Annotated in this window: 10 protein-coding genes and 1 pseudogene; 7 read left to right on the top strand and 4 right to left on the bottom strand. The window is 67.1% G+C overall.

Annotated elements, in window-relative coordinates; all coding sequences use genetic code 11:
• Nucleotides 1–130: 130 nt before the first annotated feature.
• On the top strand, nt 131–1,459 hold the full coding sequence (gene tyrS, locus G3M62_RS12050; RefSeq protein WP_165187307.1) for a tyrosine--tRNA ligase: 1,329 nt from the start codon (nt 131–133) through the stop codon (nt 1,457–1,459).
• On the opposite strand, the pseudogene G3M62_RS26965 reads toward tyrS, so the two are convergent.
• A pseudogene (locus tag G3M62_RS26965) lies at nt 1,455–1,558 on the bottom strand (hypothetical protein); the annotation flags it as partial. The gene tyrS and the pseudogene G3M62_RS26965 sit on opposite strands and share 5 nt — an antisense overlap.
• Nucleotides 1,559–1,580: 22 nt before the next feature.
• Here G3M62_RS26965 and G3M62_RS12055 point away from each other — a divergent pair.
• From G3M62_RS12055 to G3M62_RS12065, 3 genes are all read left to right on the top strand, one after another.
• Entirely contained in the window at nt 1,581–2,063 is a 483-nt protein-coding gene (locus tag G3M62_RS12055) for a peroxiredoxin (protein ID WP_165187309.1), read from the top strand.
• A gap of 205 nt (nt 2,064–2,268) precedes the next feature.
• Nucleotides 2,269–3,423, top strand: a complete 1,155-nt coding sequence (locus G3M62_RS12060) for a peptidoglycan DD-metalloendopeptidase family protein (RefSeq protein ID WP_165187310.1) — start codon at nt 2,269–2,271, stop codon at nt 3,421–3,423.
• Nucleotides 3,404–3,898 carry a bactofilin family protein gene (locus G3M62_RS12065; RefSeq protein WP_165187312.1) on the top strand — a complete coding sequence of 165 codons (495 nt, stop codon included), beginning with the start codon at nt 3,404–3,406 and terminating at the stop codon, nt 3,896–3,898. The genes G3M62_RS12060 and G3M62_RS12065 overlap by 20 nt, the downstream gene beginning before the upstream one ends.
• A gap of 121 nt (nt 3,899–4,019) precedes the next feature.
• On the opposite strand, the gene prfB is transcribed toward G3M62_RS12065, so the two are convergent.
• The 3 genes from prfB to G3M62_RS12080 all read right to left on the bottom strand — a co-directional run bounded on the left by prfB (nt 4,020) and on the right by G3M62_RS12080 (nt 8,981).
• Nucleotides 4,020–5,139 (bottom strand): peptide chain release factor 2 gene (gene prfB / locus G3M62_RS12070; RefSeq protein ID WP_165187314.1). Its coding sequence is split into 2 segments (ribosomal slippage): nt 4,020–5,069 and nt 5,071–5,139, totalling 1,119 coding nucleotides; the frame shifts between segments, so codons are not numbered across the junction.
• Nucleotides 5,140–5,238: 99 nt separating this feature from the next.
• A complete protein-coding gene (locus tag G3M62_RS12075; protein WP_165187315.1) occupies nt 5,239–7,611 on the bottom strand; it encodes a penicillin-binding protein 1A in 2,373 nt (790 codons plus the stop codon).
• 170 nt (nt 7,612–7,781) lie between these two features.
• The gene (locus G3M62_RS12080) at nt 7,782–8,981 is read right to left on the bottom strand and encodes an N-acetylmuramoyl-L-alanine amidase family protein (protein ID WP_165187317.1); all 1,200 of its coding nucleotides are present in this window, start codon (nt 8,979–8,981) and stop codon (nt 7,782–7,784) included.
• Between the two features lie 87 nt (nt 8,982–9,068).
• On the opposite strand from G3M62_RS12080, the gene G3M62_RS12085 reads away from it, so the two are divergent.
• The 3 genes from G3M62_RS12085 to G3M62_RS12095 all read left to right on the top strand — a co-directional run bounded on the left by G3M62_RS12085 (nt 9,069) and on the right by G3M62_RS12095 (nt 13,823).
• A complete protein-coding gene (locus G3M62_RS12085; protein ID WP_165187319.1) occupies nt 9,069–9,233 on the top strand; it encodes a hypothetical protein in 165 nt (54 codons plus the stop codon).
• Nucleotides 9,234–9,519: 286 nt separating this feature from the next.
• On the top strand, nt 9,520–12,243 hold the full coding sequence (locus G3M62_RS12090) for an Rne/Rng family ribonuclease (protein WP_165187321.1): 2,724 nt from the start codon (nt 9,520–9,522) through the stop codon (nt 12,241–12,243).
• 149 nt (nt 12,244–12,392) lie between these two features.
• The gene (locus G3M62_RS12095; RefSeq protein ID WP_165187322.1) at nt 12,393–13,823 is read left to right on the top strand and encodes a M48 family metalloprotease; all 1,431 of its coding nucleotides are present in this window, start codon (nt 12,393–12,395) and stop codon (nt 13,821–13,823) included.
• The last annotated feature ends 12 nt before the right edge of the window (nt 13,824–13,835 follow it).

Below are 13,835 nucleotides of genomic sequence, written 5' to 3' on the forward strand. Positions count from 1 at the left end.
CCAACACCCGCGCCTATTACCGCCCGCTGTCCTAGCGGGAGGCCGACCGATCACGTCCGCGCCCCGCCCTCACCGGCGACACGCGGATCCTCAGCGAACGTCTCCGGTCTACTTCCAGGAGACTTCCACGATGAACCCCTCGCCACAGACCGCCTCGCCCGTGCTAGAGGCACCGTCAGCCAATTCAGAGAGTCGAACCATGTCCGCCGCCGCGTCCTTCAAGTCGGAATTCCTCCAGACCCTGCAGGCGCGCGGCTACATCCACCAGATCACCCACCCGGATGAACTGGACGCGGCGGCCGCCGGCGGGATCGTCACGGCCTACATTGGTTTCGACGCCACCGCGCCGTCCCTGCACGTCGGCAGCCTGATCCAGATCATGATGCTGCGCCGCCTGCAGCAGGCCGGCCACAAGCCGATCGTCCTGATGGGCGGCGGCACCACCAAGGTGGGCGACCCGACCGGCAAAGACGAGAGCCGCAAGCTGCTCAGCGACGCCGACATCCAGGCGAATATCGCCGGCATCAAGCAGGTGTTCGCCAAGTTCCTGACCTTCGGTGACGGGCCGACCGACGCCATCATGGTCGACAACGACGAGTGGCTCTCCAAGTTCGGCTACGTGCAGTTCCTGCGCGACTACGGCGTGCACTTCACGGTCAACCGGATGCTGGCCTTCGACTCGGTCAAGCTGCGGCTCGAGCGCGAGCAGCCGATGACCTTCCTCGAATTCAACTACATGCTGATGCAGGCCACCGACTTCCTGGAGCTGAACCGCAAGTACGGCTGCGTGCTGCAGATGGGCGGCTCGGACCAGTGGGGCAACATCCTCAACGGCGTGGAGCTGACGCGGCGCGTGGATCAGAAGGCCGCCTTCGGCCTGACCACGCCGCTGCTGGCCACCGCCTCGGGCGCCAAGATGGGCAAGACCATGTCGGGCGCGGTGTGGCTGAACGCTGAGCAACTGAGCCCGTACGACTACTGGCAGTTCTGGCGCAACACCGAGGACGCCGATGTCGGCCGGTTCCTCAAGCTGTTCACCGACCTGCCGCTCGACGAGATCGCCCGCCTGGAAGCCCTGCCGGGCGCCCAGATCAACGACGCCAAGAAGGTGCTGGCCGACGAAGCCACCCGCATGGCCCACGGCGAGGACGAGGCCCGCAAGGCCCGTGACGCCGCCGAGAAGGCGTTCGAGCAAGGCGCGCTGTCGGCCGACCTGCCGACCTTCGAGGTGCCCGCCGCGGACCTGAAGGCCGGTATCGTGCTGGCCAACCTGTTCGCCGACGCTGGCCTGGCCGCCTCGCGCGGCGAGGCGCGCCGCTTGGCTCAGGGCGGCGGCGTCAAGCTGAACGACAAGGCCGAGCCCGACGCCAACCGCGTGGTCACCGAGGCCGACCTCGTCGACGGCGTCGTCAAGCTGGCGGCCGGCAAGAAGAAGATCGTGCTGGTCAAGCCGGTCTAGAATATCGCCCTCGTCCTTCGACAAGCTCGGGATGAGGGCTACTGAGGCGACCGTGAAATCCTCACCCTGAGCTTGTCGAAGGGCGAGGATTTCACCCACCGAACTGGAAGGATAGAGAGCGATGAGCGACCTGCAGCCCGGCGACAAGGCCCCCGATTTCGACCTGGCCACCGACACGGGCCGCGTCAGCCTTTCGGGCCTGAAGGGCAAGAACGTCGTGCTGTACTTCTATCCGAAGGACGACACGGCGGGTTGCACCTCGGAAGCGCTGCAGTTCTCGTCCGAGGTCGAGGAGTTCGCCAAGCTGGGCGCGGTGATCGTCGGGGTGTCCAAGGACAGCGCCGCCTCGCACGCCAAGTTCCGCAAGAAGCATGACCTGACCGTCGAACTGGCCGCCGACACCTCCGGCGCGATCGTCGAGGCCTACGGCGCCTGGGTCGAGAAGAGCATGTACGGCCGCAAGTACATGGGCATCGACCGCTCGACCTTCCTGATCGACCGCGAAGGCGTGGTCCGCCAGGTCTGGCGCAAGGTGAAGGTGCCCAACCACATCAAGGCCGTTCTGACGGCGGCCAAGGCCCTGAAGGACGGGACGCTGAAGTAGAGCTGTGGCTTTGCGGTCCCAGGCGTGCGGTTATCGCAACACCGAGACGCGTCGGTGATGGAAATCGCACCCGGAACCTTCTACCGATTGAAGTCGTTACAGCAAAACGTCGCCCTGCGTTCACGCTCGGCGCGAAGTATCTTGCGTGTTTCCGCTTTCTCGTTGCATATCGCCGGGACCTTGAAAACGGGGGTTTCCTAGGGCGATGGCGATCACGCGCTTCAAGCGACTGCGACAATCCCTGGAAGAGCTTTTCCCCGAGCGCCACCTCTATGTGCGCTCCGGCGGCGAAATGCGGGGCTACGTTTTCTCCACCGGCAAGCAGCTGATGTGCGCCACCGGGATCGCCGCGGCGGCCCTGTGGATGGGCGTTTGCACGGCCTCCATGATGGTCAACGCCCTGTCGGTCAGCTCGACCGACCAGATGGTGATCAAGCAGAAGGCCTATTACGAGCGGCTCAACGCCGACCGCCAGGCCCGCCTGAACAGCGCCGTGGCCCAGCTGTCGGCCAGCAGCGGTTCGCTGGACGAACTGGCCAGCTCGGTCGAGAAGCGCCACGCCGCCCTCGCCCTCCTGGTCAGCGACTTCAAGGGCGTGCCCGGCGCCGCCCAGGCCCTGCAGGTCACCAAGCCGCACGTGCTGGGCGCCTCGCCGGTCGAGCGCATCCAGGCCACGCGGATGGACCAGGAACGCCTGATCGACGCCGCCGAAACCTTCGCCAAGAGCCGCGCCGAGCGCCTGCGCCTGGCCATGCGGATGGCGGGCCTCGACGCCGGTTCGTTCACCGGCCGCGGCGGCTCGTCGCTGGGCGGTCCGCTGATCGAGGCCAAGGACCCCCGGGCCCTGGCCGCCGTGCTCGACGTCGACGAAGATTTCGCCAGCCGGATCCAGCACGCGGCCACCGACATGTCGGACATGCGCCAACTGAGCGCCGCCTCGCAGAAGCTGCCCTTCTACCGGCCGACCAACAATCCGGCGCTGAGCAGCAGCTACGGCGTCCGTTTTGACCCGTTCACCCATCGCCCGGCCTTCCACTCGGGCCTGGACTTCCCCGGCGCGTTCTACACCCCCATCATGGCGACCGCGCCGGGCGTGATCTCGTTCGTCGGCGTGCGCTCGGGCTACGGCAACGTCGTCGAGATCGACCACGGCAACGGCTTCAAGACCCGCTACGCCCACCTGCAGGCCTCTTCGGTCCGGGTCGGCCAGCGCGTGGCCATCGGCCAGCGCATCGCGGCCATGGGCTCGACCGGCCGTTCGACCGGTCCGCATCTGCATTACGAAGTATGGGTCAACGGTCGGGCTCAGAACCCGAACCGTTTCTTGAAGGCTGGTGAGTATGTTCAGCAAGCAAGCTAAGGCGTCCAAGGGTCCGGCTCGCATCGAGCCGTTGCCCATGTCCATGGCTCCCGTCGCTCCAGATGCGGCCCGCAAGGCGCCGCCCAAGGTGGCGTCCCTGATTTCCCCCGACATCACCATCGAAGGCGGCATCACCGGCGACGGCGAGCTGCAGATCGACGGCGTGGTGCGCGGCGACGTTCGCGTCGGCCGCCTGACGGTCGGCGAGACCGGCCACATCGAGGGCTCGATCTACGCCGAGGCGGTCGAGGTTCGTGGTCGCATCGTCGGCGCGGTCACCGCCAAGCAGGTCCGCCTCTACGGCACCTCCTACATCGACGGCGACATCACCCACGAACAGCTGGCGATGGAAACCGGGGCCTTCTTCCAGGGCCGCAGCCTGAAGTTCCAGCGCCCCGCCGCTCCGCCGCAGCCGCAACAGGCTCCCGCGCCGCAGCCGACGGCGACGCCCGCCCTGGCTAAGCCGGCCGGCTAGCGCTTTCGAGCGAAGTGGAACCCGGTTCGCGTGAAGAAAGCGCGCCAAACCAAAGAGCCTAAAATGAAAAACGCCCCGGATCGCTCCGGGGCGTTTTGCTTTGCGAAGGTCGCGCCGGCCCTTAGGCCGAGGCGTCCCGCGTCGCCCCGACCCGCTGAGCCAGGGAGGCGCCCATGAAGGCGTCCAGGTCGCCGTCCAGCACGCCCTGGGTGTCGGATGTCTCGACGTTGGTCCGCAGGTCCTTGACCATCTGGTAGGGCTGCAGGACGTAGCTGCGGATCTGGTGACCCCAGCCGATGTCGGTCTTCTGATCTTCCAGCGCCTGCTGGGCGGCTTCCCGCTTCTGCAGCTCGGCCTCGTAGAGCCGGGCGCGCAGCATCTTCCAAGCCTCTTCGCGGTTCTGGTGCTGCGAACGACCAGCCTGGCAGGCCACGGCGATGCCGGTCGGAATGTGCGTCAGGCGCACCGCCGAGTCCGTCTTGTTGATGTGCTGACCGCCAGCCCCGGAGGCCCGGTAGGTGTCGGTCCGCACATCCGACGGATTGATCTCGATCTCGATGGTGTCGTCGACCACCGGGTAGACCCAGGCCGAGGCGAACGAGGTGTGGCGCTTGGCGGCCGCGTCATAGGGGCTGATGCGCACCAGGCGGTGCACGCCGGCCTCGGTCTTCAGCCAGCCATAGGCGTTCGTGCCCTTGACCAGCAGGGTGGCCGACTTGATGCCGACCTGATCGCCACCGGTCTCTTCGACCAGCTCGACGGTCATCTTGTGGGCGTTGGCCCAGCGGCTGTACATGCGCAGCAGCATGCCGGCCCAGTCGCAGGACTCGGTGCCGCCGGCCCCGGAGTTGATTTCGACATAGCAGTCATTGCCGTCGGCCTCGCCGGACAGCAGGGCCTCGAGTTCGGCGCGACCGGCGCGTTCCTTCAGGTCCTTGAGCTGGGCGCGGGCGTCCTCCAGCAGGGCGTCGTCGCCCTCCATGTCGGCCAACTCGGCGTATTCCAGCGCGTCCTTGAGGCCGTTTTCCAGCACCTGCACGGCCTCGACGCGGGCGGCCAGGCTGGCGCGTTCGCGGGAGACGGCCTGGGCTTCCGCGGGACGGTCCCACAGGGTTGGGTCTTCGACCCGGGCGTTCAGCTCATCGAGCTTGCGTAGGGCGACATCCCAGTCAAAGACGCCTCCTGAGCAGTCCCACGGACTGCTCGATGTCAGCCGCTGAGGCCTCGACATCCGGTCTCATCACGTAACTCCGTGACAGTGTTGAAGGGCGCGGGATGTAGCCCGCGCCCGGAGTCGGCGCAATGACCTCCCGAACGATTGGGGGGCGATTGAGCGACGATCAGTAGAGTCCGTTGATGTCCGGAGCCTGGGTGGGCGGCTTGGCGGGGCCCTGGGTCGGGGCCGGGCCGACCTGGCCGTCGGGCCAGGCGTCGCCATAGGATTGGGGACCGGTGCTCTCGGTCGGCACGAAGACCTTGGGCTCCGTGCCGGGGCGGAAGGCCTCGCGAATGCCGCGCACCATGGCGAACTTGGCGTTCTTGGGAACCTTGAACTCGGTCTTGGGTTGGCCCTTCAGGGCTTCGCGCATGAAGTCCATGAAGATCGGCACCGGTCCGGTCGCGCCGGTCTCGCCTTCGCCGAGCGAGCGGTTGTCATCGAAGCCGATGAACACGCCAACCACCAGGTTGGGCGAATAACCCATGAACCAGGCGCTGCGGTATTCGTTCGTGGTGCCCGTCTTGCCGGCCAGCGGATAGCCCAGCGAACTGGCCTGGGCCGCGGTGCCGCGCTGGACCACGCCCTGCAGCATCGAGGTGATCTGGTAGGCGGTGATCGGGTCCATGACCTGCTCGCCCAGCGCGGGGATGCGCGGGCTCTCGTCGCCGTTGAAGCCGGCGTTGCAGCGCACGCAGTCGCGCTTGTCGGCGCGGAAGATCACCTTGCCCTCGCGGTCCTGCACCAGCTCGATCAGGTGCGGTTCGACGCGGCGGCCGCCGTTGACGAATGGCGTATAGGCCGTGGTCAGCTTGAAAGGCGTGGTCTCGCCGGCGCCCAGGGCCATGGCCAGCACCGGGGCCATGTCGCGGGTCACGCCGGTCCGCTTGGCGGTGTCGACGATCTTCTTCATGCCGACGCTCTGGGCCAGGCGCACGGTCATGGCGTTGATCGACTGCTCCAGGCCCTTGCGCAGCGGCAGGGCCCCGTAGAACTTCTTGTGATAGTTCTCCGGGCTCCAGTCCTCGCCATTGGCCCCCTTCAGGGTGATGGCGCTGTCGACCACCACGCTGGCCGGCGTGTAGCCGTTTTCCAGCGCGGTGGCGTAGACGAACGGCTTGAAGGCCGAGCCCGGCTGGCGCATCGCCTGGGTGGCGCGGTTGAAGTTCGACAGCGAGAAGCTGTAGCCGCCGACCAGCGCCACGACACGGCCGGTATAGGGCTCCATCGCCACCAGGGCGCCGTTGACGATCGGGGTCTGGCGCAGGCGATAGGCTGGCGAGCTGTCGGATTTCTCGACGAACACCAGGTCGCCGACCTTCAGGCCCTTGGTCGCATTGGCCCAGGCCATGTCCTCGCCGGCGATGGCCCCCTCGCCTTCCCCCTTGGCGAGGCTCACGCCGCCCGAGGCCGATGTGACGAGCGCGGCGCGCCAGTTCGACCGCTCCGAAGGCGGCTTGAGCTTGATGGCCTTCTCCCAGTCGCTGTCGATCGTGTCGACATGACCCCAGGCGCCGCGCCAGCCGTGGCGACGATCATATTTCTCGAGACCCGCCATGAGCGCGACCCGGGCCGCGGTCTGCAGCTTGGGATCCAGGGTCGTGCGCATGTAGTAGCCGCCCTCGTTGAGGCGCGGGCCGAGGGTGGCGACGCCGCGCTGGCGCACTTCCTCGACGAAATAGTCGGCGTCCCGGTACTTGGCGCGGCTGGGCGCGGCCTGCACGATCAGATCCTCGGCCATCGCCTTGTGGGCGTCGGCCTGGCTGATCCAGCCCTGCTCGGCCATCTGGCCCAGGATCCAGTCCCGGCGGGCCTTGGCTTTTGCCTTGTTGCGGATCGGGTGATAGTTGTCCGGCCCCTTGGGCAGAGCGGCCAGATAGGCGCATTCGGCCAGGCTCAGCTCGGGCAGCGACTTGCCGAAATAGTTGTAGGCCGCCGCGCCCACCCCGAACGAGCGATAGCCCAGCCAGATTTCATTGAGATAGAGCTCGAGGATCTGCTGCTTGGACAGCGACTGCTCGAGGCGGTGCGCCAGGATCGCTTCCTTGAATTTGCGGCCGACCGTGGCGTCGCTGGTCAACAGGACGTTCTTGGCCACCTGCTGGGTGATCGTCGAGCCGCCTTCCAGGCGCCGGCCTCGCGCGGCGTTGCCGACGTTGTTGAGCATGGCGCGCGAGAAGCCGCCGACATCGACGCCGCCGTGCTTGAAGAAGTTGTGGTCCTCGGCCGCCAGGAAAGCCTGAGCCAACTGGGGCGGGATCTGGTCGTAGGGCACGAAGATCCGGCGCTCTTTCGAGTATTCGCCGATCAGGGTGCCGTCCCAGGCGTAGACGCGCGTGGCGGTCGGCGGACGATAATCCTGCAGTTCGCCGGCGTCGGGCATGTCGTGGAACAGCCAGGCCGCATAGATGGCGATGGCGAAGCCGGCCACGGCGATCGCGGACAGCACCGTGACGCCGGCGATGGCGATCCATCGTTCTCTGGGCTTCAGATCCACGCCGCCTCCGTCGGGCGACGCACTTTCGCCCGCTCCATTCGAATCCTCTAGAGCGCGATCGGCAAAAACGTAAGCGGTTTTGCCGATCGCGGGGACCGGCCACGTCCGACGCGTCTTCCCCTCGATGGCTCTAGCGCGCATCGGGCAAGGCGCCAACGGCTCTCGCCAACCTAGCGCGCCGCGAGGCGGGTCTGGGTCGTGAAATAGGATTCGATCGAACTGGCGACGGCGTCCATCAGCCGGTCGCGACCGGCCGGGGTCTTCAGCAGCTGCTCGTCGTCCAGATTGGTGATGAAACCCATCTCCAGCAGCACGGCCGGCACGTCCGGAGCCAGAAGCACGATGAAGCCGGCGTCGCGGTGGCTGCGGCGCAGCAGGGTCGTCTCTTCGCCCACGGACTGCAGTAAGGTCTCGGCGAAAGCCGCCGAGCGGTTCTTGGTGGCGCGCTGCGACAGGTCCAGCAGGATCTGGCTGACCGCGCGATCACGGCCGGGCAGATTGGCCTTCATCAGCCAATCGTCCTTTTCGAGCACCCGCGCCACGCGCTCGGTGCCCTTTTCTGACAGCGTGTAGACGCTGGCGCCCCGGGTCGCCGCGTCGGGCCCCGAATCGGCGTGCAGCGAGATGAACAGGTCGGCGTCGGCGCGGCGGGCGATCTGCACCCGGCTTTCCAGCGGCACGAAGGTGTCGGACTGGCGGGTCATGACCACGGTGTAGCGGCCGGACTTCTCCAGCTTGGCCTTCAGCGCCTTGGCGGCCGCCAGGGTGACGTCCTTCTCGGCGGTGTTGGCGCCCGACGAGCCCGGATCCTTGCCGCCGTGGCCGGCGTCGATGACGATGACCTTCTTCAGGCGCAGGGCCGAGGCCTTCACGGGAGCCGAGATCAAGGTCGGCTTCAGGGCCTGGGCCTGGACCGCGCCCGGGGCGTCGGTGGACTTCAAGTCGATGACATAGCGATAGGCCGACGTGCCATCGCCCGGCGGGAGCAGGAAGCGGCGGCGAACCTCGGCGTTGGCTTTCAGCTCGAGCCGAAGACGTGCGCCGCCCGCGGCCTCGTCGATCGCCCAGCGCTCGACCAGGCCCTGGCCCGCGCCCTGCAGATCGCCGGCCGTGGTCACGTTGGGCAGGCCGATCACCACGCGACGATCGGAGGCGCCGTCGGCCAGCAGCTTGCCCGTGGCGGCGCGATCCAGGTCGATGACGATGCGGGTTTCGTTGCGGTCACCGCCAAAGCGGACCTTCTGGACGCCGGCGGCCGGCGCCGGGCCCTGGGCCATGGCCACGGCGACGCCAGCCAGGGCCAGGCCGCCGACGATCATCGCCGCCCGCGCCCACCCTGTCCTCGCAGCCGAGATCAGAACCCTGCTCATGCCGTCCGTCGCCCCCAGGCGCTCAACCTAACCCTAAAAACTGATATCCGCATTTTCGGGTAGAGAAAGCGTTAACCCAAGCGCGACATGGCCGCGCAGAAGCGATCAGTCGAGCGCTTTTCTTTTACGTTGCGATGTTGCTACACTATGGTCCGCGCGCTGAGCGCCGTGATCGTCATGGCGGAAAGCGTGAGCGGCTCCTATCTCACGGAAGCAATTGCGCCCGTGGCCGGAACCGCCGGACTGAAATGAGTTTGGGCTCGATTACCAGCGTGAGGCGCGAAGCCTTCGCCTGGATCGTCCCGCAGGGCCCGCGTCGGGCCCTTAAGCCGTTCCCGGCGTCGACGCTCCATCCGATCCGCGCCTCCCGGCGCGTTTAAGGAACACAGAAACCTTATGGGCTGCGCCGCACCCGACCGCCTTTGGCGACCGACCTTCCGCAACCGCCTCGGCGGTGCGACGGGCGGTGACGTGCGCGCCTTTCAATCATATCGGCGCCCGGACCTAGCGTTCGCCGCGCGCCGTGGAGATACCCTTTATGTCGAAGAAGATGTTGATCGACGCCGCCCACGCCGAAGAGACGCGTGTGGTGGTCGTGGATGGTACGCGGGTTGAAGAATTCGATTTCGAGAGCCAGACCCGCAAGCAACTCCGAGGAAATATCTATCTCGCCAAGGTGACCCGCGTTGAGCCCAGCCTCCAGGCTGCGTTCATCGAATATGGCGGCAACCGCCACGGCTTCCTCGCCTTCAACGAGATCCACCCGGACTATTACCAGATTCCGGTCGCCGACCGCGAAGCGCTGATGCGCGACGACTCGCACGACGACGAGGATGACCATCACCACGGTCGTGATGGCGAAGACGACGGCGACGCGGTCGACGACGAAGAAGACGCCGTCGAGGAAGAACTGGCGCGCCGCAAGCGTCGCCTGATGCGCAAGTACAAGATCCAGGAAGTGATCCGCCGCCGGCAGATCATGCTGGTTCAGGTCGTCAAGGAAGAGCGTGGCAACAAGGGCGCGGCCCTGACCACCTATCTGTCGCTGGCCGGCCGGTACGGCGTCCTGATGCCCAACACCGCCCGTGGCGGCGGCATCAGCCGCAAGATCACCACGGTCACCGACCGCAAGCGCCTCAAGAGCGTCGTGCAGGGCCTGGACGTGCCGCAGGGCATGGGCCTGATCGTCCGCACGGCCGGCGCCAAGCGCACCAAGGCCGAGATCAAGCGCGACTACGAATATCTGCTGCGTCTGTGGGAAAACATCCGCGACAACACGCTGCACTCGATCGCGCCGGCGCTGATCTACGAGGAAGAAGACCTCGTCAAACGCGCCATCCGCGACATGTACGACAAGGACCTGGAAGGCATCTGGGTCGAGGGCGAGGCCGGCTACAAGGAAGCGCGCGACTTCATGCGCATGCTGATGCCGAGCCAGGCCAAGAAGGTCTTCCCGTACCGCGAGCCGGCGCCGCTGTTCGTCAAGCACAAGATCGAAGACCATCTGGCTCAGATCTATTCGCCGGTCGTGCCGCTGCGTTCGGGCGGCTATCTGGTGATCAACCAGACCGAGGCCCTGGTCGCCATCGACGTCAACTCGGGCAAGGCCACGCGCGAGCGCAACATCGAGGCGACCGCGCTCAAGACCAACGTGGAAGCCGCCGAGGAAGCCGCGCGTCAGCTGCGCCTGCGCGACCTGGCTGGTCTGATCGTCATCGACTTCATCGACATGGATGAAGGCAAGAACAACCGCACCGTCGAGAAGGTCCTCAAGGACGCTCTGAAGGACGATCGCGCCCGCATCCAGATGGGCAAGATCAGCGGTTTCGGCCTGATGGAAATCAGCCGCCAGCGTCGCCGCACCGGCGTGCTGGAAGGCACCACCCACGTCTGCGAACACTGCGACGGCACCGGCCGCGTCCGCTCGGTCGAGTCCAGCGCCCTGGCCGCCCTGCGCGCGGTCGAGGTCGAGGCCCTGAAGGGCGGCGGCGCCGTCACCCTGAAGGTCAGCCGCCCGGTCGGCATCTACATCCTCAACGAAAAGCGCGCCTATCTGCTGCGCCTGCAGCAGACCCACGCCCTGTTCGTCACGGTCCTGGTCGACGACAGCCTGCACCAGGCCGAGCACGACATCGACCGCACCGAGCTGGGCGAGCGCCCTGCCCCGCAGATCTTCGCGCCGATCGAACCCGATCCCGTCTATGACGACGAGGCGTTCGAGGACGAGGAGGAAGACGAAGACGAGGAAATCGTCTCCGAGGACGAAGACGAGAGCGAAGACGACGACGCGCCCCGCGCCGCACGTCCGGCTCGCGCCGAACCGGCCGAGGACGACTCCAACGGCCGTCGCGGCCGCAAGCGCCGTCGTCGCGGCGGGCGTCGCGACGAGCGTGACGAAGCGCCGGCCGAAGCCGCTGGCGATGAAGACGAAGATGACGCCGACGGCGCTGATCGCGTCGAAGGCGATATCGAGGGCGAGGACGAAGAGTCGCGCCGCCGCCGCCGCCGCCGTGGACGTCGCGGCGGTCGCCGTGGCGGTCGCGAGGACGGCGATCGTCCGGCCGACGCCTTCGCCTGGACCCGCCCACGCGTCCCGTTCGGCGACAACGCCTTTGTCTGGCACGATCCCGCTGAACTGGATGGTCGCGGCGCTCGTCCCGAGCGTCCGGAGCGGCTTGAGCGCCCGGAACGCGTGGAAGCCCCGGTCGCGGAACGCGCCGAGCGTCCTGAGCGCGCCGAACGCGGTGAACGCGGTGAACGCGGCGGTCGTCGTGGACGAGGTCGTGGCGAACGCACCGAGCGGACCGAGACCTCGGACGCACCGCGCGCCGAACGGGCTCCGGCCGTGCGGGTCGACGTGGCCGAACTGGAAGTCGCGCCGCTGCCGCCGGCCGTGATCGAAGGCCCGCCGGCCGACGTCTGGGTCGAGCTGCCGCCGCAGGACGAAGCCCCCAAGAAGGCGCGCCGTCCCCGCAGCCGTGGCCGCAAGACCGCTGACGCCGAAGTCGAGACGACCGTGGAAGCGGCCGTCGTCGAGGCGCCCGCTGTCGAAGTCCCCGCTGTCGAAGTCGAGGACGCGCCCCTGGTCGCGGCCGATGTCGAGGTCTCGGCTCCGGTCGTGGCCAAGGCCGCGCCTGTCGCCAAGCCGGAGCCCGTCGTGGTCGCCGCCGCCGAACCGGCGCCGGTTGCCGTCGAGCCTGATCCGGCCGAAATCCTGACTCCGCCCGAAAAGCCCAAGCGCGGCTGGTGGCGTCGGGGCTAGGCTCCAGACTGATGAAGGCTGGCGGAGCCCTGGTTCCGCCAGCCTTCACACCTATATCGCGGAAAGGGCGTTCGACCGATGTTCCCAGGTCGTCGAGAACCGCGTTACACTGCCGACTTGAGCGCGGGGGCGCGATCAGGAGAGTTTCGATGACCTCCCGGACAAGGGCGGCTTCCGAAAGATTGTCCAGGAAGACGGGATCGGCGCTGTCCGCGCTGGCCCTGCTGGCGGCCATCCTCGCCCCTGTCGCGCCGGCTCACGCGCAGGACGGCCCGTCGCTGATCCGCGACACCGAGATCGAGGAAATCCTGCACCGCGACGCCGACCCGATCTACGCGGCGGCGGGACTGGATCCCAAGACGGTTCGCATCCTGCTGGTCGGCGACAAGGAACTGAACGCCTTCGCCACCCAAGGCCTGATGATGGGCCTCAACACCGGCCTGATTCTGCAGACCGAGACGCCCAATCAGCTGAAGGGCGTCATCGCCCACGAAACCGGACACCTTGCCGGCGCCCACCCGCTGCGTTCGGGCGAAATGATGCGGGCCGGCCTTAAGCCGATGATCCTGACCATGGGTCTGGGCGTCCTGGCCGCTCTGGCGGGCGCTCCGGACGCGGGCGCGGTCCTATTGGGCAACGCCAGCTATTTCGGCCAGTTGGGCGTCCTGGGCTACAGCCGGGACCAGGAGTCGCGCGCCGACCAGGCCGGAGCCGGCTTCCTGGAAGCCACCGGCCAGTCGGGCCGCGGCCTCGTCGAGTTCTTCGACAACTTCCGCTACCAGGAGGTCTTCGACCAGTCGCGGCGCTTCGCCTACTTCCGCAGCCACCCCCTGTCGGGCGATCGGATCGACGCCCTGCGCAGCCGGGTGGAAAAGCTGCCGCACTACAACACCGTCGACGATCCCTCTTCGCTGGCCGAGCACGAGATCATGAAGGCCAAGCTGGAGGGTTTCATCAATCCCGGCGTGGCGATCGTGAAATACAAGGAAAGCGACCGGGCCTTCCCTGCACGCTACGCCCGGGCCATCGCCTATTATCAGATGAAGGAGCCCGACCGGGCCCTGAAGATCCTGGACGGACTGATCACCGAGAACCCGAACAATCCCTATCTCTGGGAACTCAAGGGCCAGATCCTGTTCGAATTCAATCGGGTCAAGGAGGCCGAGGAGCCGCAACGTCGCTCGGTGGCGCTGAAGCCCGACGCCGCGCTGCTGCGCGTCAATCTGGGTCAGACCCTGATCGGCCTCGATGATCCCAAGAAGGTCGAGGAAGGCATCGGCGAGCTGAAGCGTTCGCTGCTCGACGAAAGCGACAATTCCGTCGCCTGGCGCCTGCTGGCCCAGGCCTATGACAAGCGCGGCGAGGACGGCGAGGCCCGTCTGGCCACCGCCGAACAGTACTTCAACATGGGCGCGACCCAGGAAGCCCGGGTCTTCGCCATGCGGGCCCGTGAACTGCTCAAGAAGGACAGCATCGAATGGCGCCGCGCCACCGATATCGTCCTGACCTCCAATCCTTCCAACCAGGACCTCAAGGACCTGGCCAAGGAAGGCGCCGTCACCTCGGGCCTGCGCCGCTAGGCCGCCCCCTGT

Source organism: Caulobacter soli, from assembly GCF_011045195.1.
In the GTDB taxonomy this organism is placed as follows: domain Bacteria; phylum Pseudomonadota; class Alphaproteobacteria; order Caulobacterales; family Caulobacteraceae; genus Caulobacter; species Caulobacter soli.